Raw genomic sequence first — 21,812 nt, 5'->3', positions numbered from 1 at the left:
GAAAATGTTTATAGCTTTTTTATAGTGTTCTCATAAATTCAGTGCTATAAATTCCCTCGATGCGTCTTTTCATATCATCATGCCAGCCATTTGTAAGAGTGGTAAGGGTATTAAATTTCTCAAGTAAATTTAAATTTTCACTTGGCGCGTAAAAGAGCCTATTTATCTCTAAAATGCTCATATGAACTGGATCACTTTTTAAAACCTCTATCGCGTCGCCTGCTTTGCATGAGCCTGGCGTAAGGACGCGGTAGTACCAGCCAGTAAGGCCTGTTTCAAAGATGTGAATAGCCATATTTTCATTGCCCCATCTTTTTGAGAGCTTAAAACATGGCTTTCTAGGCTGTGAGACTTGAAGCACAAGCGAGCCCACCTTGTGGATATCGCCCACATAGACACAGCTCTCATCAAGCCCATCAACGCATAAATTCTCCCCCATCGCCCCATAAGCCATATTTTTAAAACCTAAAAAGTTCTCCCACTCGACGTAGTTTGCAAACGAATTTGCAAAAACAGCCTTTTCAGGGCCGCCATGATGCTTCGTATCAGCGACGCTATCGCCCTCAAAGCCAAGCTCATTTGCGAAAATTTCGCCATTTTGAGCCACTTTAAAAATAGCTGAGCTCCAAGGTAAATTTAATTTATCAGTCGCATTTTGCGAGCCGTAGTTTTTCACATCACCGATTAGTAAAGCTTTTAGTGTTGCCATATTTTTCCTATCAAATTTAGTTTATTCTTAAATTATTCGCGTGAGTTAGCGCGATCGCGATAGCATCGGTGATATCAAGCGGTTTTATCTCTTTATTTATACCTAAAATTTTCTTCACCATAAATGCCACCTGCTCTTTGTCAGCCTTTGCCTTGCCAGTGACGGTTTTTTTTACTTGAAGCGGCGTATACTCGGCAAAGTCGCCATGAAGCTGCAAAATTTTAAGACTAAGTGCCCCACGAAACTGAGCGAGCTTTAAGACCGTTTTTGGGTTGTAGGCAAAGAAGATGTCCTCTATCGCGACCTCGTCAAATTTATGGTTTTTAAAGATGAGATCAAGCCCCTCGCAAAGTTCTGTTATTTGGTATTGAAGTGTGTTTGGCTTTATCTTTATAAGCCCAGCTTCAAGAAGTATAGTTTTAAATTTGCTCTTTTCAAGTATCGCGTAACCGCAATTTTTAGTGCCTGGATCGATTCCTAAAATTTTCATCACAATCTTTTCAATACTTTTTCACGACTTTTTCACGCCGTGAAAAAGTTTATCGGAGTTTAACAAAGGTTTTATTAAATTTAAGATAAAATCGCTAATAAAATTAATTACTTCAAAAGGGTTTAAATTTGCTAGCAGACGAGATTTTAGAGCTTTTACAGACAAAAATATCAGCTAATGAATTTGACTGCTACATCAAACAATTAAAATTTAACGAAAAGGCTTCAAACGAAGATTTTATAGTTTTTAACGCCACGAGTGAATTGATGGCTAAATTTATAAAAACTAGATACGCCGAAAAGATAGCCTACCTTTACGAAGTAAAAACCGGCAAAAAGCCAGAAGTCGAGATAACTAGCCAAACAAAGCTAAAAAACATAAAGCAAAACCAAGTAAATGTAAAGCAGATCAAGGCACAAAGTAGCATTTTAAACCCTGGATATACATTTGAAAATTTTGTCTGTGGCGACTCAAATCAGTTTGCATTTCTAAACGCAAAAGCAGTCGCAGACAAGCCTGGCGTGCTTTACAACCCACTTTTTATCTATGGCACAACTGGCCTTGGCAAGACGCACTTGCTTCAGTCAGTTGGTAACTACTGCCTAGATCAAGGCAAGGTCGTCATCTGCGTGACGAGCGATCAGTTTATGATTGATTTTACCACACATCTAAATAGCCACTCGATGACTAAATTTCGTGAAAAGTACCGAAACTGCGACGTTTTACTAATAGACGACGTGCAGTTTCTAGGTAAAACCGATAAAATTCAAGAGGAGTTTTTCAACACCTTTAACGAGCTCATCGCCAAAAAAGGTCAGATCGTCATGACATCAGACCGCCCAGCAAAGATACTAAAAGGCTTTGATGAGAGGCTAAAGTCTAGGTTTGAACAAAGCATAATGGCTGATATCACGCCACCTGAGCTTGATACAAAGATAGCTATCATCATCAAAAAATGTGAATTTGACAAAATTTATCTAAACAAAGAAGTGATCGACTACATCGCTACAAATATGGGCGATAATATCCGTGAGATCGAGGGCGCTATCATAAATTTAAACGCCTATGCAAGCTTGATGAGAGTTGAGATAACGCTTGAATTTGCTAAAAACACGCTAAAAGATCTCATCAAAGAGAAGCATGAAAATATAAATTTAGAGACCATTATAGAGATCGTGAGCAAAGAGCTAAACATAAAGCCAAGTGACATAAAAAGCAAGTCAAGAGTGCAAAATATTGTCGAGGCTAGACGCATCATCATCTACCTTGCAAAGATGCTTACAACAAATTCAATGCCGCAAATCGCAAACTATTTTGGTATGAAAGACCATAGCGCCGTTAGTCACAACATAAAAAAGATAAACGAGCTCATGGAGAGCAACGAAATTTTCAACCTCAGAGTGACTGAGATAAAGAACAAAATTTTAACAAAAGGATAAAAACAGAATGAAATTCGTGAATAAATGTGAAGAAATGAAAAATTCTTTTCACATTTTAAATAACGATGCTGGCGTGAGAAAAGATGCTTTTCACACTTTCACGCTACCAACTAATACAACAAAAAGAAAATTAAAAATAAGAGGGAGTATTTAATGAAGGTTTTAATAAACAAAAACATGCTTGAGAGCATAGTAACAAACACTAATCCATATCTCGAAAAAAGAGATCTTAGTGCTATAACTTCTCACATCTATATCTCTGCAAAAGATGGAGTTTTAAACATAAAAGCGACTGATCACGAGATAGGACTAGCATATAAACTAAGCAACGCAAAGATCGTTGATGAAGGCTATGCGACTGCAAATGGTAAAAAGCTACTCGACATCATCAAAAGCCTAAAAGATGAAGAGGTAACGCTTGAAACTGTTAATAACTATCTTTACATCAAGCAAAAAAACTCAAAATACAAACTTCCAATGTATAAATTTGAAGATTTTCCAGAGTTTCCAACGATAGATGGCAAGGCTAAATTTGACATAGACGCCATAATGCTAGGCAGAAGCTTAAAGAAAATTTTACCATGCATCGATAGCAACAACCCAAAATTTGAGCTAAACGGCGCCTTACTTGACATAAAACAAAACTATATAAATATAGTCGGTACTGATACAAAAAGGCTAGCTGTATTTAAATTTGCAAATGAAGCGAGCAATGAATTTTCACTAATCATCCCTAAAAAAGCGATAAATGAAATTCAAAAGCTATTTTTCGACAAGATAGAAATTTACTATGATGAAAACGTCCTCATCGCTCAAAGCCAAAATTTTGAGTTTTTCACAAAGCTGATAAACGGCAAATTCCCTGACTATGAGCGCGTTATACCAAAAGATATCGCTATAAGATTTGAGCTAAGCAGAGATAAGATGGTTGAAGGCATCAAAACTATCTCGATGCTAAGCGATCAGATGAAGATAACTTTTTCAAAAGAGAGCATAACATTTGAGAGCATCATAGAGGACAACTCTGAGGCAAAAACGATGATAGAGTTTCAAACAGGACTTGAAGAAGATATCAGCATAAATGTAAAAAATAGAAATTTAATAGACTTCTTGCAAAGCATAGAAGATGAGAAATTTGAGTTTGGATTTAAAGATAAAAATTTACCTTTCGTTGTTAGCTCAAAAGAGCTTTTAACGGTTATAAGTCCATTAAATATATAAGTTAAAAAAGGTTTATGATGGAAAATAATTACGGCGCAGAAAATATTAAAGTACTAAAAGGGCTTGAAGCGGTCAGGAAGCGCCCAGGCATGTATATAGGTGATACTAACATAAGCGGTCTTCACCACATGATCTACGAAGTCGTTGATAACTCTATCGACGAAGCGATGGCAGGATACTGCGATACGATAGATGTTGAGCTTACACGTGAAGGCTCAGCAATCATTAGCGATAATGGTCGTGGTATCCCAGTAGATATGCACCCGACTGAGAAAATTTCAGCTGCGACTGTTGTTCTAACTGTGCTTCACGCTGGTGGTAAATTTGACAAGGACACTTATAAGGTCTCTGGCGGTCTTCACGGCGTTGGTGTATCTGTCGTAAATGCCCTTTCTAAAAAGCTAGTCGTAAATATCAAACGCGATGGCAAGCTTCACAGACAAGAATTTGCAAAAGGTATCCCTCAAAGCGATCTTGAAGTTATAAAAACTACAAACCGCACAGGTACGCAAGTTGAGTTTTGGCCAGATGATAGCATATTTGAAGTGACTGAATTTGATGATGAAATTTTAGTAAAGAGATTTCGCGAGCTAGCCTATCTAAACCCAAAGATAACTATAAATTTCAAAGATCAAAGAAATGGCAGAAGTGAGAGCTTTCATTTTGAGGGCGGGTTAGAGAGCTTTGTAACTGATATGAACAAGGCAAATGCTGTCAGCAAAGCAGTCTCATTTAGCGGCGGCGAAGATGATGTTATGGTTGATTTTGCACTGCTTTACAACGACACTTATAGTGAAAATTTACTAAGTTTTGTAAATAACATCAAAACTCCAGATGGCGGTACGCACGAAGCTGGCTTTAGAGCAGGCCTTACAAGAGTTATCACAAACTACGTTCAAGCAAATGCTGCTGCACGTGAAAAAGATACAAAGATAACTGGCGAAGATATCCGTGAGGGACTTATCGCAGTTGTAAGCGTAAAGGTACCAGAGCCGCAGTTTGAGGGACAAACAAAGGGCAAACTAGGCTCAAGCTACGTAAAACCTATCGTTCAAAAGATGGTTTTTGACGTGCTTACAAAGTACTTTGAAGAAAATCCTATCGAAGCAAGAGCGATAATGGATAAAGCTCTAATGGCAGCTCGTGGTCGCGAGGCCGCTAAAAAAGCTAGGGATTTAACTCGTAAAAAAGAGAGCATAAGTGTAGGCACGCTCCCTGGCAAACTAGCTGATTGTCAGAGTAAAGATCCAGTAATTAGCGAGCTATACCTAGTGGAGGGCGACTCTGCGGGCGGTTCTGCAAAGCAGGGACGTGATAGAGTTTTTCAAGCGATATTACCGCTTAAGGGTAAAATTCTAAACGTTGAAAAGGCAAGACTAGATAAAATTTTAAAGTCTGATGAGATAAAAAATATGATAACAGCGCTAGGCTGCGGTATCGGAGATGAATTTGACGCTGAAAAGCTTAGATATCATAAGATCATCATCATGACCGATGCTGATGTCGATGGTAGCCACATCCAGACACTGCTTTTAACATTCTTCTTTAGATTTTTAAATAAAGTTGTAGAAAACGGTCACATCTACCTAGCTCAGCCGCCACTTTACCGCTATAAAAAAGGTAAGAAAGAAATTTATCTAAAAGATGAAAAGGCGCTAAATGAATTTCTTATCGAAACTGGCATCGAGGGCGTTGATATAGAGGGCATTGGCAGTGCTGATTTGATTGATTTCTTAAAGATCGTTGCAGCTTATAGAAGCGTCTTAAAAGAGCTTGAAAAACGCTTTAACGTCCTTTCAGCGATCCGCTATATGATAGAAAATCCAGACATCGTCTCAAAAAGCTACAATGAAATTTTTGAAATTTTAAGAGACTTCTTAAAAGCTGAGGGTCACAACATCCTAAACCACTACGTTAGCGATGATGAGGTTAGAATTTATGTCCAAACTGAAAGCGGCCTAGAAGAGCTTGTGGTAAATGAAAATTTATTTACAAATCCACTCTATGAAGAGGCGCTTTACATCAGCCAAAAGATAAAAGAGCGTGGCCTAGACTTGCATAGTGACGTTATAGACGTGCTTGATGAAGTAGAGAAAAATGCGAAAAAAGGTGCATACATCCAGCGTTACAAAGGTCTTGGTGAGATGAACCCTGAGCAGCTTTGGGAGACTACGATGAACCCTGAGAACAGAAGACTTTTAAAGATCGATATAAACGACGCTATAAGCGCTTCTGATACGTTTAATCTATTCATGGGCGATGAGGTCGAGCCAAGAAGAAATTACATCCAAGACCACGCAAAAGACGTTAAACACTTGGATATTTAAAAGAAAAAGGATAAAAAATGAGCGAAGAGATGAAGTATGGCGAGAAAATTTTAAAAGAATTTGACGTAGAGAGTGACCTTGAGGTCTGGGAAAATAAGCAAACAAGGGACTACGTCATAAAGATCACTCTGCCTGAGTTTTGCTGCCTTTGCCCTCGTTCTGGTTATCCTGACTTTGCGACCATATACCTTGAATACATCCCAAATAAGCTAGTTGTCGAGCTAAAAGCGATAAAGCTTTATATAAATAGCTTTATGAACCGCAACATTAGCCACGAAGATAGTATAAATGAAATTTACTCTGTTTTAGAAAAAAAGCTTGAGCCTAAATTTATGAAGATAGTTGGCGACTTTAATCCACGTGGAAATGTCCATACGGTTATCGAGATCAGCTCTGATCTAGTGGTAAAAAAGCCAGCTGAAGAGAAAGAATACGCTCCAAGAAGTAGGGAGAGAAGCTTTAGCGACAAGCCACGTGAGAGACGTAGCACAAGCGACCGTGCTAGCAGTAGAGGCAGCAGAGATGATAAATTTAAAAAAGATGACAAGCCAAGAAGAAGCTCAAACAAAGAGGGCTTTAGAAAGATAAGCTATGCCGATGATAAGAAGCCAAAAGTAGTCAAAAAGGATAAATAATGATAAGTGCTAAGCTTATAGAACATATCTTTAAAGCAGCATCTATATCACGTTGGAACGACTATCCAAAGATGACAAATTTAGTCGAGCTTGACAAACAGGCTCATAAATTTATCATCGCTTATTTCATAGCAAAACAAGAGCAAAATGCCGACATGAATTACATCATCGAGGCTGGAATTTTTGAGTTTTTAAGCAGGGTCGTAGTCACAGACATACGCCCTGACGTCTTTCACCACATCCAAAAGACGAAAAAAGAGCAGATAAATAGCTGGGTTTTAAGTAACCTTGAGACGCTCATCTCAGATATCGAGGGTGGCGAGTTTTTGGAGAGATTTAAAAACCACTATAAAAACGACAAAACTCACGAAAAAGAGCGCCTTATACTAAAAGCAGCCAGCTATCTTGCCACGAGGTGGGAATTTTCTATCGTCTATCAAACGAGTCAGTTTTTAAGTGACATCGACGAGCTTAAGGCGAAGGTTGAGGAGGAGATGGAGGATTATTACGAACTAATTGGCGTTAGAAAGATCGCTATGAATCAAAAATTAGCCCGCCTTGTAGATCTAAGTGGCAGACTAAGGTTTCAAAAGCGCTGGGCACAAACGCCTCGTATCCCTGAAACTGCGGTCTTAGGACATATGCTAGTTGTTGCGATACTTAGCTACTTTTACTCACTAAAAGCAAAAGCTTGCAAAAAACGGCTAGAAAATAACTTCTTTTGCGCACTATTTCACGACCTACCAGAGAGCCTCACAAGAGATATCATAAGCCCTGTAAAATACGGTGTAAAGGGGCTAAATGAGATCATCAGCGAGTATGAGATGAGGCTTATTGATGAGAGGATTTTGCCATTTGTGCCTGAAAAGATCAAAGATGAGTTTAGCTATATCCTTGGTATCAGAAAAGATGGCGAGAAATTTATCAAAGATGAGTTTGAAAATAGGACTTATGAGCGCAAGATCATCTGCCACGAAGGGACTATGGAGAATGTAAATGAGGATAAATTTAACCCGATCGATGGCAAAGCGCTAAAATACTGCGATAAGCTCTCAGCCTACATCGAAGCTGGAATTTCTATAAGCTACGGCGTCAAGTCAAAAGAGCTAACTGACGGCTTTAATAATATGTATAAATTTTTTAGCGAAAAACCTAAGATCGATGGAGTGGATTTTTTAAAAATTTGCGATGATTTTAATGAGCATTTTGGTTTAGAAAGACCCCCTCTCAGATGACTGCGGCACACACTTAATACAAGTGCTCTGCTGTGTTCCCACCCTGAAGCGGTGCTCATAAAAAGCATTGCACAGGTCTAAGAAGGAGCTTCGCAATCATACAAAAACTATACTTAAATTTAGTTTTATAGTTACATTTTTAAAAATTTAGCTTTAAGAGTATATAATCTCACATAAATTTCACCAAAAGTAGGACAATGTCAGGAAAGATCAAACTTCGTTTTTTATCGGCCTTTAGAGATTTTTTTGTCTATCATCACAAGTCTTTAGAGTTTCGTGCCAAAATTTTTGCTGCGATTATCTCGGCTAAATTTGACCCAGATGAGGATGATTTTTTCATCTTAAATGACATCGTAAATGAAATTTATGAAAACGATCAGACTAGAAAAGATTTCTTAATCCAAACCGTTAGAGAGTACGTGGCAAGGGTTAAAAGAAACGATAGGATCACGCTTGACACACTTCTTTTAAGCATAGATAAAGATATGAAAGATCATAAAAGATATGCTAAAAAGATAGACTTTTCGCACCTTCGCCGCTTAATGAGTGGTTGCGAGGAGGAAATTTTAGTGCAGCAAAGAGTTTATGAGTTTTTGATAAACGAGGTCAAACTCTACTCCCAAAGCGCTTAAAATTTACGCTAAATTTAATCAAAAATTTTCGTGGCTTGTAACTAAATTTCTTCATTTTTAGCCTTGATTTTCACTATTTATCTAGCTAGTTTGGGCGATTTATGTCCAAGAATTTGAAACAATACTTCATCAGCTAAATTTACATTGATAAATGTGCATTATTTTGTGATAAAGCTGTTGTCAAGATAAAAAAATTAAGCGCATAGATTAGCCCTATGTGATGAGTGGTGCGGGATTGTAGCTTTTTGGTGACGATCTAGTAAAGAGCAAGACATAGGGCTTTCAAAAGAGTATATTTGTGAGATTATAAAAGAGAGTATCGATACAAAGTTAGGCAAAAACCGCCTACTTTGGCACGGAGTGAAGTAAATTTAAGCTGCTTTTTGCACGGCGGCTGAGTGGGTTATGATGTCGTGTAAATTTAGCTTGTCTTTTCTAAAAAAGCAAAGGCAAAGTCCGATGAGGCTAAAGCCAGCAAATGCAAAGCAAATTTGGCGTAAGATAGCGTGAAAAAGGCTTAGTTTTTTGCCGGTTTGTAAATTTATGAGATAAATTTCTTGTGCTTTGTAGCCCGGAGTTTGCGCCTTTATGCTAAAAAAGAGGCACATTATAAATGAGATGATGCTATTTACCACAAAGATGGCAAGCTGGTTGTTTAAAAAGGCCTCTTTACCGCCAAGAACGAGATATGTGCTAATGTAAAATATCGGCATGCCGATGATAAAAAGATCGATGATAGAGGCCTTTACTCTAGCCCAGATCGGTGCGATTTTTGCCTTTTGCTTTGCCAAGTTACTTTCCTGTATTTATAAAAATTTGGCTAAATTTCTCGCCATTATCATGCGTGACGCAAAGCATAGTAGAGGTGCGCGAGACCTCGCACCAGCTGTAAGGATCAAGTTTTTTTATCTCGCTTTTTAGCACGCCAAAACAGCCTATACACGCATAAACACTAAGGAAAAAAAGCTCTTATTTTCGGTCCTTAGCAAGCATTTTTTGCTATTTTCTTGCATCAAACTAGCTCAACGCCTTTGCCACTTACCACTTCGCCGATCACGTAGCCATCGCTATTTTCTAGCACAGCATCTACGTTTTCTTTAGGCACAACAAGGATCATGCCAACGCCCATGTTAAATGTCCTCATCATCTCGCTTTCTTCTACTTTTTGAGCTAGGATTTTAAAAATTTCAGGCGTTTTTATAGCGCTTTTTTGCACCTTCGCGCCAAGTCCAGCAGGGAAGACGCGAGGTAGGTTTTCAACTATGCCACCACCCGTTATATGCGCCATCGCTGTGATCTTATCTTTTAGGTTTAAAAAGTCGCTCACGTAAATTCTAGTTGGCTCAAGAAGCACGTCGATGAGCTTGCGCTCACTCACTTTTTCATCAAATTTTAGCCCAAGCTCGCTTACAACCTTTCTTGCAAGCGAAAAGCCATTTGAGTGCAGGCCGCTGCTTGGAAGTGCGACTAAAACGTCACCAGATTTTACAAATTTGCTCCTGTCGATCTCGTCAGCCTCGGCGATACCCACGGCAAATCCAGCAAGGTCAAAGTCGCCCTTTTCATACATCGACGGCATCTCGGCTGTCTCACCGCCGATCAGCGCGCATTGCGCCTTTTTGCAGCCGTTTGCGATACTTTTTACCACCTCTTTGGCGCTTTCTATCTCAAGCTTTGCAGTCGCGTAGTAATCGAGGAAAAAGAGTGGTGTGGCGAAGTTGCAGATGAGGTCATTTACGCACATGGCGACTAGATCCTCGCCAACGCCCTCAAATTTCTTAGCGTCGATAGCTAGGCGGAGCTTCGTGCCAACGCCGTCGGTCGCGCCTAAAATGGCTGGATTTTTATATCCGCTTGGCAGTCTGACCGCACCTGAAAATGATCCGATACCGCCTATGACGTTTGGTGTTTGCGTAGATTTTACGAAAGGCTTGATCGCCTCAACAAAGCTGTTTCCAGCATCTATATCGACTCCGGCATCTTTATAACTTATCATTTTCACCCTTTTGGTTATTTTTTAAAACTTTAGCCAAAAGTTGCTAAAATTGTTATCAATTTTCAAAAATGGAGCGAGTTTGCAGAAATTTCCAAACGCCTACGTCATCACAGGCTCGATCGCTAGCGGCAAAAGCACGGTTGTAAATTTACTAAAAGAGCGAGGTTTTAGCGTGATAGATGCGGACCTTATCGCGCACGAGCAGCTTGAAATTTGTAAATGTGAGATAGTAGAAGCTTTTGGCGAGCAAATTTTAGATGAGGCTCGCAAGATAGATCGCAAAAAACTGGGTGCTATCGTCTTTAAAGAGCCAAAAAAGCTTAAAAATTTAGAGCAAATTTTACATCCAAAGATAAAGGCTGAAATTTTTTTCAAAGCTTCGCAGCTTGAGCGTTTGGAGCAGGTTTATTTTGTAGATATCCCTTTGTTTTTTGAAAAAAAAGAGCGTTACAGCGAATTTAAAAATGTAGCTGTGATCTACGCGCCAAAAGAGCTTTTGCTAAGCCGTCTAATGAGCCGAAATGGGCTAAGCTTAAATGAGGCAAAAGCTAGAGTAGAGCTTCAGATGGACATTGAGCAAAAGAAAAAAATGGCAAAATTTGTTATAGATAATAGCAGCGATAGGGAGCATTTAAAACTCGATCTAGAGAAATTTCTAAAGCAAATTTGCGCTATTTCTTGATAATTTTACTAGCAAATTTATATGTTTGCATGGCTTCTTTACTACCCAAATTCCAGCTAGCAAGCTCGGTTTTTACTAAATTTGGAAATTTCTTGCTTATATCCTTTAGAGCATTGCCAACCGACTTTCTAAGATACTCGCTCTCGTCTTCTTTTAAGCTGGCTAGGCGCCTAATGGCCTCATCTGGGTTATCTTTAAAATAGGGCCTATTTGTCCATATTCTAAGGCCCTCTGTTACGGCTCTTTTTGCATTTGCATTACCGTTTTCTAGCCAGTTATCAATGACAAAAAGTGCCTGCTCGTAGCTTACTTTTTTACAAAACTCGTCAAACGCCTTTGCCAGCACCTCCTGAACTCGCCAGTTTTCATCTTTTGAAACTTCATCTCTCAAAAACGTCAAAATTTCTTCGCTATCTGATAGGTGTCCAAAGAGAAAAACCGCATACATCCGCACTTGATAGACCTCCGAGCCGTATGCTAGGTATGCAAGCTCTTTGCAGTGCGCAGCTCCCTTTGCTTTATAGTCAGCCAAAGCCCTATTTTCTTGCTCTTTAAAGCCATTTTCTATCAAAGAAAACTCTTTTTCTAAATTTAAGATGTAGCTCTTCAAAGTGGCTCCTTTAAATTTATTAAAAATTCTTATCTAAATTTTAGTAAAATCAAGCAAAAAATAGAAGGATGGCTCATGCAAGTCTCAAAATATAACGCTAGCGGCAACGATTTTGTCATATTTCACACATTTTTGAGCAAAGATAGAAGCGAGCTAGCAAGGCAAATTTGTAGCCGAACAAACGGCGTGGGAGCTGACGGGCTCATCGTGCTTTTGCCTTATGAAAAGGGCGTGAAATGGGAGTTTTACAACAGCGACGGAAGCTATGCTGCGATGTGTGGCAACGGCTCGCGTGCGGCTGCTAGATATGCCTATCTAAACGGCCTTGTTAGTTCAAGCGAATTTGCTCTGCTAACTGGTAGCGGCGAGGTGATGGCAAGCGTGAAAGATGAGCGCGTTGAGGTCGTGCTAACAAGTCCAAAAATTTTAAGCGAACCGCTAAATGAAAACGGCAAAACTTGGTACTTTTACGATACTGGCGTGCCTCATCTTGTAAATTTCACGCAAAATTTAGATGAATTTGACGTCAAAGAGTGCAGGGCACTTCGCCAAAAATACAATGCAAATGTAAATTTAGCCAAATTTGATGGCGGAGTTTTAAAGGTAAGAACCTACGAAAGGGGCGTGGAGGACGAGACGCTAGCTTGTGGCACTGGCATGGCGGCTTGCTTTTATGGCGCTACTTTAAATTTAAACGCAGCGCAATGTCTAAAAGTCTATCCAAAAAGCGGCGAGGAGCTTGGACTTAGGCTAGAAAACGGCAAAATCTTATTTAGCGGAGCGGTGAAACACTGCTTTGATACGAGTATCGAAATTTAGTCTTATTAATTAAGGAATACAAATATGAGTAATTTAATAAATGCAGTTATAAATGTAATAAATAACCCTATATTGGAGATAAAAACACATTATTCTAATAAAAATAGAGCCAACAACGCAGGGGACGCATTAGAAGAATTTATAAAAGATCTATTTGCTGATAGTTTTAATTTAACTCCAGAAGATAGAAATAAAAGATGGAGTGAAATATTTTCTTATTTAGGAAATAGCAATAATCCGCCAGATATTATCTTAAAAGGTGGTGATGCGATAGAAGTAAAAAAGATTGAATCAAAAGATGCTTCACTGGCTTTAAATAGTAGTTATCCTAAACACACGTTAAGAAAAGAAAATCCTATGCTTTCCAGTGCTTGTAGAAACTGTGAGGACTGGCATGAAAAAGATATAATTTATGCTGTTGGTGTAGTAAAAAACAATAAATTAAACAGCTTATGTATGGTATATGGAACTGAATTTTGTGCTTCTGAAGAATGCTATGAAAAAATTAGACAAAAGATTAAAAATGGTGTAGAGGCGATCACTACTGTTGAATTTTCTGAAACAAAAGAATTAGGCAGGGTTAATAAAGTAGATCCGTTAGGGGTTACGTATTTACGAATTAGAGGAATGTGGGGGATTGAAAATCCTTGGAAAGTTTTTAAAGATGATATTTGCAAGAGAGATCTAGATAAAAAATTTAATTTTATGTGTTTAATAAGTGATAAAAAATGGGCAAGTTTTAGTAATAAAGAAGATCTTGAAAAACTAATTGAAGAAAAGACTGATATTGTTAGTAAAAAGAATGTTGAAGTCAAGAATCCTGATAATCCAGCTCAACTTATAAAAGCTAAACTAATAAGTTTTGCTATATAAAGGAGTTTTATATATGAATTTAATTAGTTTATTCTCAGGGGCAGGAGGACTTGACTTAGGTTTTGAAAAAGCTGGTTTTAAGGTTGTGACAGCCAATGAATATGATAAAACGATATGGGAAACGTATGAAAAAAATCATAATACGAATTTAATAAAAGGAGATATATGCACTATACCATCATCAAAATTTCCTGATTGTGATGGAATCATAGGAGGACCACCATGTCAATCTTGGAGTGAGGCAGGCTCGCTAAAAGGAATTGATGACCCGAGAGGACAATTATTTTATCAATATATTCGAATATTAAAAGATAAACAACCAAAATTTTTTCTAGCAGAAAATGTAAAAGGAATGATGGCAAAAAGACATAATAGTGCTGTGAAAAATATTATTTCTCAATTTGAAGAAGCTGGATATGACGTATTTATCCATCTATTAAATGCTAGTGATTATGGAGTGCCACAAGATAGAAAAAGAGTATTTTATGTAGGTTTTAGAAAAGATTTAAATATAGATTTTAAAAACCCACCAAAACCATATAGCTATAAGATGACTTTTAAAGATGCTATATATGATCTAAAAGATAGTGCAATACCTGCTTTAAGCCAAAATAAAACAAACGGTGATAAGTGTCAAGTATTAAACCATGAATATTTTATTGGTGCATATTCACCTATTTTTATGAGTAGAAATAGAGTTAGACAGTGGAATGAACAAGCTTTTACTGTTCAAGCTTCTGGAAGACAGTGTCAATTACACCCTCAAGCTCCAATTATGCCTAAAGTAGAAAAAAATAAGAATATTTTTGAACCTGGTAAAGAAAATTTATATAGAAGATTGACAGTTAGGGAGTGTGCCAGAATTCAAGGTTTTCCAGATAATTTTAAATTCTATTATACAAATTTAAATGATGCCTATAAAATGATTGGTAATGCTGTGCCAGTAAATTTGGCATATGTGATTGCAAATGAGATTATGTTAGCACTAAATAAAAATAAATTTAGATGAAAATTTGTAGGATTTAAAAAAAGAAGATCTCCGCCGAAGCGGAGAAAAGGTGTTATTTCAAAGCATCTTTTGCTTGTTTTGCAAGTGCCGCAAATGCCTTCGCGTCATTCATAGCTAGATCAGCTAAAATTTTTCTATCAAGTTCTATGTTAGCTTTGTTTAAGCCGTTGATAAATCTTGAATAGCTAATGTCGTTTAGTCTGCAAGCTGCGTTGATACGAACGATCCATAAACGTCTGAAATCACGTTTTTTCTGGCGTCTGTCGCGGTATGCATAAACTAAACTTCTCTCTAGTTGCTCTTTAGCTTTTCTAAAGTGTTTGTGTCTAGCACTGAAAAAGCCACGTGCTAGCTTTAAAACTTTCTTATGGCGTCTTCTTCTAACTACGCCTGTTTTTACTCTTGCCATATTTATCCTTTTACAAATTGGCGCTCACGAAGTGAGTCTTGCCCCTAAATTTGGGGGAGTTTGAATGACTTTTTTGTCAAAAACTTAAATCTACAGCTGCTTATACGCCGAGCATTTTGCGAACGGCTGGGACATTTGTGCTGTCCACGTATTTTGGGCCACGCAAATCTCTCATACGCTTAGTAGGTTTTTTTGTTAAGATGTGGCTTCTAAAAGCAGAGCCTCTTTTTATCTTATTTTTACCTACTTTAAAGCGCTTAGCAGCACCGCGAACGGTTTTCATCTTTGGCATGCTAATCCTTTTTGAAATTTTATACGCAAGTGCGTAAGATTTGGATTATAGCGAAAAATCCTTTAGAAAATTTAAATTTCACTTAGACAAAATTTGCAATAAATTTACATTTAACTTAAAAAAGTTTTAAAATTTATAATTAAATTATTAAATTTGGCATATAATTACATATGAAAATTTTATTTTACTAAAGGAGTAAAAATGAAAGGGAAAATTCTCGCATCAATCGTCGCTATGAGTGCGATTTTAGGCACAAGTAGCTTGGCATGCACTACCATTTTAGTAGGAGATAAAGCTTCAAACGATGGCTCTATGTTAGTGGCTAGAAGTGCTGATAGCAAAGCTATAAAGGCGCAAGTCTTTTTGATACATCCAGCTACGAAAAACCAAACTGGCATGCACAGCTCAAAGGCACATGACGGCGCAAATGACTTTACATATCCACTCCCAAAAGATGGCATGAGATACACAACTATCGCAAACTCACACACAAAACTTCACGGAGCAGTCGGCTACAACGAGGCTGGCGTAGGACTTAGTGGCACTGAGACCATCTATGCAAAAGATGAGCTTTTAAAAGTTGATCCATACAACGAAGAGACCGGCATCACAGAAGATGACATCCCAGACGTACTTTTGCCACGTATGAAGAGTGCAAAAGAGGGCGTTAAGCTTCTTGGCGAGATAGTGGAGACAAAAGGCGCTGGCGAGGGCTTTGGCGTGGTATTTGTCGATGCAAATGAGCTTTGGTACTTTGAAACTGGCACAGGCCATAAGTGGATCGCTTCAAAGATCCCACAAGATGAGTATTTCGTCACTGCAAACCAAGGCAGACTTCACGCTTATAAAGAGAATGATCCAAATTTCATGGGCGCAAAAGATGTTATCAAATTTGCGATCGATAACAAGACTTATGACCCTGCAAAAGATGGAGAATTTAACTTCACAAAGGCCTATACAAGGGATGATGAGAGAGATGTGACTTACAACTACCCACGTGTTTGCTGGGTTCAAAGCATGTTTAACCCAAGCCTAAAACAAGACTTCGCCGATGGTCAGAAATTCCCAGTATTTTTAAAACCAGAGAAAAAACTAAGTGTTGAGGATCTAAAAGCTGCGATGAGAGCCCACTACGACGGCACTGCGTTTGATAACTACGTTAGTAAAGACGAAGATAAGAAAAACATCTACCGCGCTATAAGCGTCTTTAGAACATACGAGTCTCACGTCATGCAGGTGCGCCCATGGCTACCAAAAGAGATCGGCCGTGTGACCTACGTCGCTCTTGGCATGGCTGATCTTAGCGTTTATTTGCCGTATTACGAGGGGCTTGATGGCTTTATAAAAGGCTACTCTGATGGCTCATACGACGCTGATGATACTTCGATTTACTGGGTTTATAGAAAGCTTCAAACCCTTGTGATGACTGATTATGAGAAGTATTCGCCAGTGGTAAAAGAGGCCTACGCTAAATTTGAAAAAGAGTTGGCGGTAAAACAGGCTAAATTTGAAGATGAGTACGTCAAACTTTACAAAAAAGATAAGAAAAAAGCAGACAAACTCTTAAATGAATTTAGCCAAAAGACTATGCAAGAGGCTAAAGATCTAACACAGCAGCTTACAAACAAGGTCTTTACTATGCTTACAGCTGATATGGATGCTAAGCTAAAATCTCTAAATAAAGGCAAAAAAGACTAAAAGTTTTGGGCGTGAAATTTAGTAGCGCCCAAATTTAAACAAAAATTTGGCAAAGAGCGTTTATAATGCGACAAAAATTCACTACAAAGGAAAACGCTGATGCCTTGTCCCATGCGTAAAGCTCATTAATCTCGGCAAAAAACATATCAGCGATTTTCAAAAAACACGCAAATTTTTAAATGATTTTACATTTTTTCACATTGAGATAAGTCCATTTTTGCTAGCAGGTCCGCTGCATTGTAACTGCATTTTTAATAGCAAAGCTAAGCAATGCCTGAAATTTGGCAAGGATCTTTTTAGCAGGGTTTTTTATAAATTTTACTTTAGTTTAAGAAGAAGTGGGTGTCATCCGCCGCGTGTGGTGTGACCCAGACTTGTGCGCAGCGCAACAACATTGAACGTGCTGGGGGTTTGGGTCGCAGGGATATACCTGCATAAAAATATTCAAGGTTGCTGTGCCTTGCGCAGATTTAATTTTAAAAATAGAAATTTAAAAAGGATAAAATGATAAAAAGTTATGTTTTAGGTTTTCCAAGAATCGGAGAAAAAAGAGAGTTAAAGCGCGCATTAGAGGGCTTTTGGACTGGCAAAGAGGGTTTTAGTGAAGAGAATTTGCAAGAGACTGCAAAGACACTTCGCCAAAGACACTGGAAATATCAACAAGACGCTGGTATTTCGGCTATTAGCGTTAATGATTTTTCATTTTACGATCTAATGCTTGATAACATCATTGCTTTTGGCGCTACACCTCCAAGATTTGCAAATTTAAGCGGCTTGGAGCAATATTTTGCTTGCTCAAGAGGCAACAAAAATGGCGTTGCGATGGAGATGACAAAGTGGTTTAACACAAACTACCACTACATCGTGCCAGAGCTTAGCAGCGAGAGCAAATTTAGCCTAAAAGTGGACAAAATTTTAAATGAATACAAAGAGGCGAAGGCTAACGGCGTAAAAGGCAAGGTAAATTTGATCGGTCCTATCACATTTTTGGCTCTTTCAAAGACAACTGATGGCAGCTGCCCATTTAAGCACCTTGACGCGCTTGTAGGCGAGTATAAAAAGCTGCTTGAGCAAATTTCTAAGCTTGATTATGAAATTTTAGTGCAGTTTGACGAGCCGATCTTTGTAACAGACAAAAACGAAAGCGACCTTTTGCCACTTATCACAAAGGTTTATAACGAGCTAACAGGCGTTGCTAGCAACATCAAGATCGTGTTTGCGACATATTTTGAGCATGCGATAAAGGCAGTTAGCGAAGTGGCTAAAACTAAAATTTACGGCATCGCGCTTGACTTTATCCATGGCAAGAGAAATTTTGAAGCACTTGAGGCTATTAAAAATAGCCATTTAACGCTATTTGCAGGCGTGATCGACGGCAGAAATATCTGGAAAAGCAACATCGATGAGAAAGTAAAACTTGTTCGTGAAATTTCAGAAAAAATAGGTGGCAAAGACTTTTACATCGGCACTTCATGCTCACTTCTTCACGTACCATACACTCTAAAATATGAAGAAAATTTAAACCCAGAGATCAAAAGCTGGCTAAGCTTTGCGGTTGAGAAGCTTGATGAGATCAAGATCATCACAAAACTAGCAAACGGCGAGAAGCTTGATGAGGCTGAGGCTAAAATTTACGAAGAGAACAAAAATGCTGTTAAAACTCGCGCCACTTCAAAGCTCATCCACTCTGAAAGCGTTCAAAAACGTATCAAAAATTTAAGCAAATTTGAGCGTGACGAGAAATTTGAAGATCGCATCAAAATTCAACGCGAAACGCTAAAATACGGCATCTTGCCAACAACAACGATAGGTAGCTTCCCTCAAACGGTTGATCTTCGCGTACTTCGCCAAAATTTCAAAAAAGGCGAGATCGACGCGGCTGCTTATGAGGCAGGCATCAAAAAATATATCGATCACTGCGTGAAATTTCAAGAAGATATCGGCCTAGACGTGCTAGTACACGGCGAACCAGAGAGAAACGATATGGTCGAGTACTTTGGCGAGCAGATCAGCGGATATGCATTTAGCCAAAATGGCTGGGTACAAAGCTACGGCAGCCGCTGCGTCAAGCCACCACTTCTCTTTGGTGACGTAAGCCGCCCAGAGCCGATGACTGTTAAGTGGATGAAATACGCTCAAAGCATCACAAAGCACGTAATGAAGGGCATGCTAACAGGTCCTGTGACTATGCTAAACTGGAGCTTTGTGCGTGATGATCTTCCAAGAAGTGAGGTGGCAAAACAGCTTGCACTTTGTATCTATGACGAGATTGCAGACCTTCAAAATGCGGGCATCAGAGTGATCCAAGTCGATGAGGCAGCGTTTAAAGAGGGCTATCCGCTAAGAGCTGAAAATATCCCAGCTTATGAGAAATTTGCGGTTGATTGCTTCAAGCTTTCAGTAAGCTCAGCTGAGGCAAAAACTCAGATCCACACGCATATGTGCTACTCTGAATTTAACGATATTATTAAGACCATTGAGGCTATGGATGCTGATGTTATCAGTATCGAGACTGCAAGAAGTGGCAACGAGCTACTTAAAATTTTCAAAGCCGTTGGCTACAAACAAGAGGTCGGACCTGGCGTTTACGACATCCACAGCCCACGCGTGCCAAGTGTCGAGGAGATCGTCGCTCAGATCAAAGCTCTGCTTGAAGTATTACCAAAAGAGCAACTCTGGATCAACCCAGACTGCGGCCTAAAAACTAGAAAATGGGAAGAGGTCGAGCCAAGCCTTAAAAACATGATAGAAGCTGTCAAGATCGTAAGAGGACTATAATACAAATTTTAGCGTCTAGGCTCTTCTAGACGCTAATCCTGCAAATTTAAAATCAAAGTTACGAAAATGCTAAAAGAGAAATTTTTAAATAAAGAAAAAGGGCTCGTACTCTATGGACTCACGCCGCCAAAGGCTGAATTTGAAGAGGCAAAGCTGCGTGAGATCTCAGAGCGCTGGACGGGGCGGATAAATGATATCAAGGCCGACGGACTCGTGCTTTACGAGGTGCAAGACGAGAGCGAGAGAAATAATAGCGAGAGGACATTTGAGTTTAGTGGGACGCTAAGCCCAGAAATTTACTATAAAAAGTACCTAAACGTCGCTACTCCTAGTATATTTTACCACGTGGCTAGCGGATACGGCGAGGATGAATTTCGCGCAGCACTTAAGGCTCAAAGCTCAAATTTAAACGTTCTAGTGGGGGCAACTTCTAGTACGCAAAAAGTTAGGCTAAATTTAGCTCGCGCCTATGAGATCGCTAGCGAATTTAAAGAGTTAGCAGTAGGCGGTGTCTGTATCGCAGAGCGTCACGGCAAAAAGGGCGATGAGCCACAAAGGATGCGTGAAAAGATCGCAGCTGGAGCTAAATTTTTCATATCACAAGCGATATTTGACGCACAGCTAGCGCGTAAATTTTTAGAGGATTGCGCGGCTGCAAAGATAAGCGAGCCGATATTTCTTACATTTAGCACAGCAGGCAATGCAAAAACGCTTGAATTTATCAAATGGCTCGGAGTGAGCGTGCCAAGCTCGGTTGAGGAGAGGCTAAATTTAAGCTCTGACTACCTAGCTAGTAGCTGCGAGATCATTAAAGAAATTTGGTGCGAGCTAAAGAAATTTGGCGATGAAAATGGGCTAAATTTAAGCATAAATATAGAAAGTGTCATGGCAAAGCGCGCCGAGATCGAAGCGAGCCTGGAGCTTACAAAAAGCATAAGAGAGTTGGTGTAAAGCCAGCTCTTGTTATAAATTTCTACAAATTCTTTCTTGATGGTGCAATGGTGCCACAAATCCACAAAAAATAGTAGTTATCATTAGCGATTTTTGGCTTCTTTGTTACAAATTAAAAAAAGCCATTGTTTTGATGGTCAATGGATAATACTAAATTTGTTTGTAGTAAAAACGATATATTTTCGTAAAAAGTGCTTTGTAATAGGCGATATAACTTGCTTATATTGTGAAAAAAGACGCTACTTTATCAAAAGCCTATCCTAGGATGCTTTGAAAAAAATAATGAGTTAATAAAAGATTGTTACAAGTTGTCAAACGGGTGCAGGATTTAAGCAAATTTGATCCAAAAGTATAGAAATTTAACTCCAAATAAGATCTAAATTTGACTAAACCCCCTCACTCCACCTTATATCCAGTGCCTCGCACGGTTTTTAGGCAGATAGTTGGCATCTTAGCTCTTATCTCACGTACGAGCGATCTTATGCGGTCTTGCGATAAGGTTTCGTTTTTATATAGGTGGTGATCTATCTCGTCGTAGGTGACGACGTGTGGTGAGTTTTTGCATAAAATTTCAAGCAGCTGGCTCTCTTTTTTGCCAAGATAGATGACCTCGCCCTCTTTTTTTACGCAAAGGGAGTCTTTGTCAAAGAAAGGCCATTTTTAGCTCAAATTTAGAGCCTAAAAGCACCTTACAAAGCCTAAAAACGTGAAATAAAAACTCTTCAGGACAAAATAGCTTAATGATAAAATCATTAACCCTAGCGTAGTAAATCCTCTTAAAAACGCTAGGGGTGCTCTCATCTAACAAAAGCATAATTGGAGTGATGTTTTGGCTATCTCTTATAAATTTAGCCAGATCAAGGTTTAAATTTCTTTATCCATTGCCGCGCTCAAAGTCCTTGATGACTGAGCACGCGCTTTTTAGCTGCATCATCCTAAACCCAAAGCGGTAAAGCGATGCATTTAGGATGATATTTTGCCAAAAGTCGCTTAAGAGCAGCAAAGCT

At 38.8% G+C, this 21,812-nt stretch carries 23 protein-coding genes and 1 other RNA gene; 13 read left to right on the top strand and 11 right to left on the bottom strand.

What is annotated here, in order from left to right; genetic code table 11:
- Nucleotides 1-19: 19 nt before the first annotated feature.
- Nucleotides 20-709: an MOSC domain-containing protein gene (locus HMPREF1019_RS07675; RefSeq protein WP_009295133.1), complete on the bottom strand. Its 690-nt coding sequence runs from the start codon at nucleotides 707-709 to the stop codon at nucleotides 20-22.
- A 16-nt stretch (nucleotides 710-725) separates the two neighbouring features.
- Entirely contained in the window at nucleotides 726-1,205 is a 480-nt protein-coding gene (gene ruvC / locus HMPREF1019_RS07670; RefSeq protein WP_087583362.1) for a crossover junction endodeoxyribonuclease RuvC, read from the bottom strand.
- Nucleotides 1,206-1,327: 122 nt separating this feature from the next.
- Here ruvC and dnaA point away from each other — a divergent pair, with 122 nt between their 5' ends.
- The 5 genes from dnaA (at nucleotide 1,328) to HMPREF1019_RS07645 (ending at nucleotide 8,056) form a co-directional block, all read left to right on the top strand.
- Nucleotides 1,328-2,638 (top strand): chromosomal replication initiator protein DnaA, encoded by a 1,311-nt coding sequence (dnaA, locus tag HMPREF1019_RS07665; RefSeq protein ID WP_002940543.1) that lies wholly within the window; start codon nucleotides 1,328-1,330, stop codon nucleotides 2,636-2,638.
- Nucleotides 2,639-2,791: 153 nt separating this feature from the next.
- On the top strand, nucleotides 2,792-3,859 hold the full coding sequence (gene dnaN, locus HMPREF1019_RS07660) for a DNA polymerase III subunit beta (protein ID WP_009295131.1): 1,068 nt from the start codon (nucleotides 2,792-2,794) through the stop codon (nucleotides 3,857-3,859).
- Between the two features lie 17 nt (nucleotides 3,860-3,876).
- Nucleotides 3,877-6,186 carry a DNA topoisomerase (ATP-hydrolyzing) subunit B gene (gene gyrB, locus HMPREF1019_RS07655; RefSeq protein WP_009295130.1) on the top strand — a complete coding sequence of 770 codons (2,310 nt, stop codon included), beginning with the start codon at nucleotides 3,877-3,879 and terminating at the stop codon, nucleotides 6,184-6,186.
- Between the two features lie 17 nt (nucleotides 6,187-6,203).
- Nucleotides 6,204-6,821, top strand: a complete 618-nt coding sequence (queF, locus tag HMPREF1019_RS07650; protein WP_009295129.1) for a preQ(1) synthase — start codon at nucleotides 6,204-6,206, stop codon at nucleotides 6,819-6,821.
- Nucleotides 6,821-8,056: an HD domain-containing protein gene (locus HMPREF1019_RS07645; RefSeq protein ID WP_009295128.1), complete on the top strand. Its 1,236-nt coding sequence runs from the start codon at nucleotides 6,821-6,823 to the stop codon at nucleotides 8,054-8,056. Before queF ends, HMPREF1019_RS07645 begins: the two co-directional genes overlap by 1 nt.
- Here HMPREF1019_RS07645 and ffs read toward each other — a convergent pair.
- Nucleotides 8,043-8,140: signal recognition particle sRNA small type (gene ffs, locus HMPREF1019_RS09870), an RNA gene on the bottom strand. The two genes, HMPREF1019_RS07645 and ffs, sit on opposite strands and share 14 nt — an antisense overlap.
- A 113-nt stretch (nucleotides 8,141-8,253) precedes the next feature.
- Here ffs and HMPREF1019_RS07640 point away from each other — a divergent pair.
- On the top strand, nucleotides 8,254-8,688 hold the full coding sequence (locus HMPREF1019_RS07640; RefSeq protein WP_009295127.1) for a hypothetical protein: 435 nt from the start codon (nucleotides 8,254-8,256) through the stop codon (nucleotides 8,686-8,688).
- A gap of 371 nt (nucleotides 8,689-9,059) precedes the next feature.
- Here HMPREF1019_RS07640 and HMPREF1019_RS07635 read toward each other — a convergent pair whose 3' ends face one another.
- The 3 genes from HMPREF1019_RS07635 to purM all read right to left on the bottom strand — a co-directional run bounded on the left by HMPREF1019_RS07635 (nucleotide 9,060) and on the right by purM (nucleotide 10,684).
- Complete coding sequence (locus tag HMPREF1019_RS07635) at nucleotides 9,060-9,479, bottom strand: RDD family protein (protein ID WP_009295126.1); 420 nt, start codon at nucleotides 9,477-9,479, stop codon at nucleotides 9,060-9,062.
- A 1-nt stretch (nucleotide 9,480) separates the two neighbouring features.
- Nucleotides 9,481-9,612: a hypothetical protein gene (locus tag HMPREF1019_RS10540; protein WP_262359242.1), complete on the bottom strand. Its 132-nt coding sequence runs from the start codon at nucleotides 9,610-9,612 to the stop codon at nucleotides 9,481-9,483.
- An 88-nt stretch (nucleotides 9,613-9,700) separates the two neighbouring features.
- Nucleotides 9,701-10,684: a phosphoribosylformylglycinamidine cyclo-ligase gene (purM, locus tag HMPREF1019_RS07630; RefSeq protein WP_009295125.1), complete on the bottom strand. Its 984-nt coding sequence runs from the start codon at nucleotides 10,682-10,684 to the stop codon at nucleotides 9,701-9,703.
- Between the two features lie 79 nt (nucleotides 10,685-10,763).
- Here purM and coaE point away from each other — a divergent pair, with 79 nt between their 5' ends.
- Nucleotides 10,764-11,366, top strand: coding sequence for a dephospho-CoA kinase (gene coaE, locus HMPREF1019_RS07625; RefSeq protein WP_009295124.1), 603 nt, complete (start codon nucleotides 10,764-10,766; stop codon nucleotides 11,364-11,366).
- On the opposite strand, the gene HMPREF1019_RS07620 is transcribed toward coaE, so the two are convergent.
- Nucleotides 11,356-11,976, bottom strand: a complete 621-nt coding sequence (locus HMPREF1019_RS07620; RefSeq protein WP_009295123.1) for a DNA alkylation repair protein — start codon at nucleotides 11,974-11,976, stop codon at nucleotides 11,356-11,358. The genes coaE and HMPREF1019_RS07620 overlap by 11 nt on opposite strands.
- A 75-nt stretch (nucleotides 11,977-12,051) precedes the next feature.
- Between HMPREF1019_RS07620 and dapF the strand changes: the two genes are divergently transcribed.
- The 3 genes from dapF to HMPREF1019_RS07605 are packed head-to-tail and all read left to right on the top strand — an operon-like array spanning nucleotide 12,052 to nucleotide 14,677.
- Complete coding sequence (gene dapF, locus HMPREF1019_RS07615; RefSeq protein ID WP_009295122.1) at nucleotides 12,052-12,795, top strand: diaminopimelate epimerase; 744 nt, start codon at nucleotides 12,052-12,054, stop codon at nucleotides 12,793-12,795.
- A gap of 24 nt (nucleotides 12,796-12,819) precedes the next feature.
- Nucleotides 12,820-13,668, top strand: a complete 849-nt coding sequence (locus HMPREF1019_RS07610; RefSeq protein ID WP_009295121.1) for an NgoPII family restriction endonuclease — start codon at nucleotides 12,820-12,822, stop codon at nucleotides 13,666-13,668.
- A 13-nt stretch (nucleotides 13,669-13,681) separates the two neighbouring features.
- Nucleotides 13,682-14,677, top strand: a complete 996-nt coding sequence (locus tag HMPREF1019_RS07605) for a DNA cytosine methyltransferase (protein WP_009295120.1) — start codon at nucleotides 13,682-13,684, stop codon at nucleotides 14,675-14,677.
- A 52-nt stretch (nucleotides 14,678-14,729) separates the two neighbouring features.
- Here HMPREF1019_RS07605 and rplT read toward each other — a convergent pair whose 3' ends face one another.
- Nucleotides 14,730-15,086 (bottom strand): 50S ribosomal protein L20, encoded by a 357-nt coding sequence (gene rplT / locus HMPREF1019_RS07600; RefSeq protein ID WP_009295119.1) that lies wholly within the window; start codon nucleotides 15,084-15,086, stop codon nucleotides 14,730-14,732.
- Nucleotides 15,087-15,186: 100 nt separating this feature from the next.
- On the bottom strand, nucleotides 15,187-15,378 hold the full coding sequence (rpmI, locus tag HMPREF1019_RS07595; protein ID WP_004317422.1) for a 50S ribosomal protein L35: 192 nt from the start codon (nucleotides 15,376-15,378) through the stop codon (nucleotides 15,187-15,189).
- Nucleotides 15,379-15,579: 201 nt separating this feature from the next.
- Here rpmI and HMPREF1019_RS07590 point away from each other — a divergent pair, with 201 nt between their 5' ends.
- From HMPREF1019_RS07590 to HMPREF1019_RS07580, 3 genes are all read left to right on the top strand, one after another.
- Entirely contained in the window at nucleotides 15,580-17,076 is a 1,497-nt protein-coding gene (locus HMPREF1019_RS07590) for a C69 family dipeptidase (RefSeq protein ID WP_009295118.1), read from the top strand.
- A gap of 504 nt (nucleotides 17,077-17,580) precedes the next feature.
- Complete coding sequence (gene metE / locus HMPREF1019_RS07585) at nucleotides 17,581-19,854, top strand: 5-methyltetrahydropteroyltriglutamate--homocysteine S-methyltransferase (RefSeq protein ID WP_009295117.1); 2,274 nt, start codon at nucleotides 17,581-17,583, stop codon at nucleotides 19,852-19,854.
- Nucleotides 19,855-19,920: 66 nt separating this feature from the next.
- On the top strand, nucleotides 19,921-20,805 hold the full coding sequence (locus HMPREF1019_RS07580; protein ID WP_009295116.1) for a methylenetetrahydrofolate reductase: 885 nt from the start codon (nucleotides 19,921-19,923) through the stop codon (nucleotides 20,803-20,805).
- A gap of 396 nt (nucleotides 20,806-21,201) precedes the next feature.
- Here the strand turns inward: HMPREF1019_RS07580 and HMPREF1019_RS10665 are convergent, their stop codons facing one another.
- Nucleotides 21,202-21,411, bottom strand: coding sequence for a helix-turn-helix domain-containing protein (locus tag HMPREF1019_RS10665; RefSeq protein WP_187364909.1), 210 nt, complete (start codon nucleotides 21,409-21,411; stop codon nucleotides 21,202-21,204).
- A 268-nt stretch (nucleotides 21,412-21,679) separates the two neighbouring features.
- Complete coding sequence (locus tag HMPREF1019_RS10535; RefSeq protein ID WP_262359241.1) at nucleotides 21,680-21,808, bottom strand: hypothetical protein; 129 nt, start codon at nucleotides 21,806-21,808, stop codon at nucleotides 21,680-21,682.
- Nucleotides 21,809-21,812 lie beyond the last annotated feature (4 nt).

It is taken from the genome of Campylobacter sp. 10_1_50, from assembly GCF_000238755.1.
GTDB classification, from domain to species: domain Bacteria; phylum Campylobacterota; class Campylobacteria; order Campylobacterales; family Campylobacteraceae; genus Campylobacter_A; species Campylobacter_A concisus_R.
This window is presented reverse-complemented; position numbering and strand designations above follow the sequence as displayed.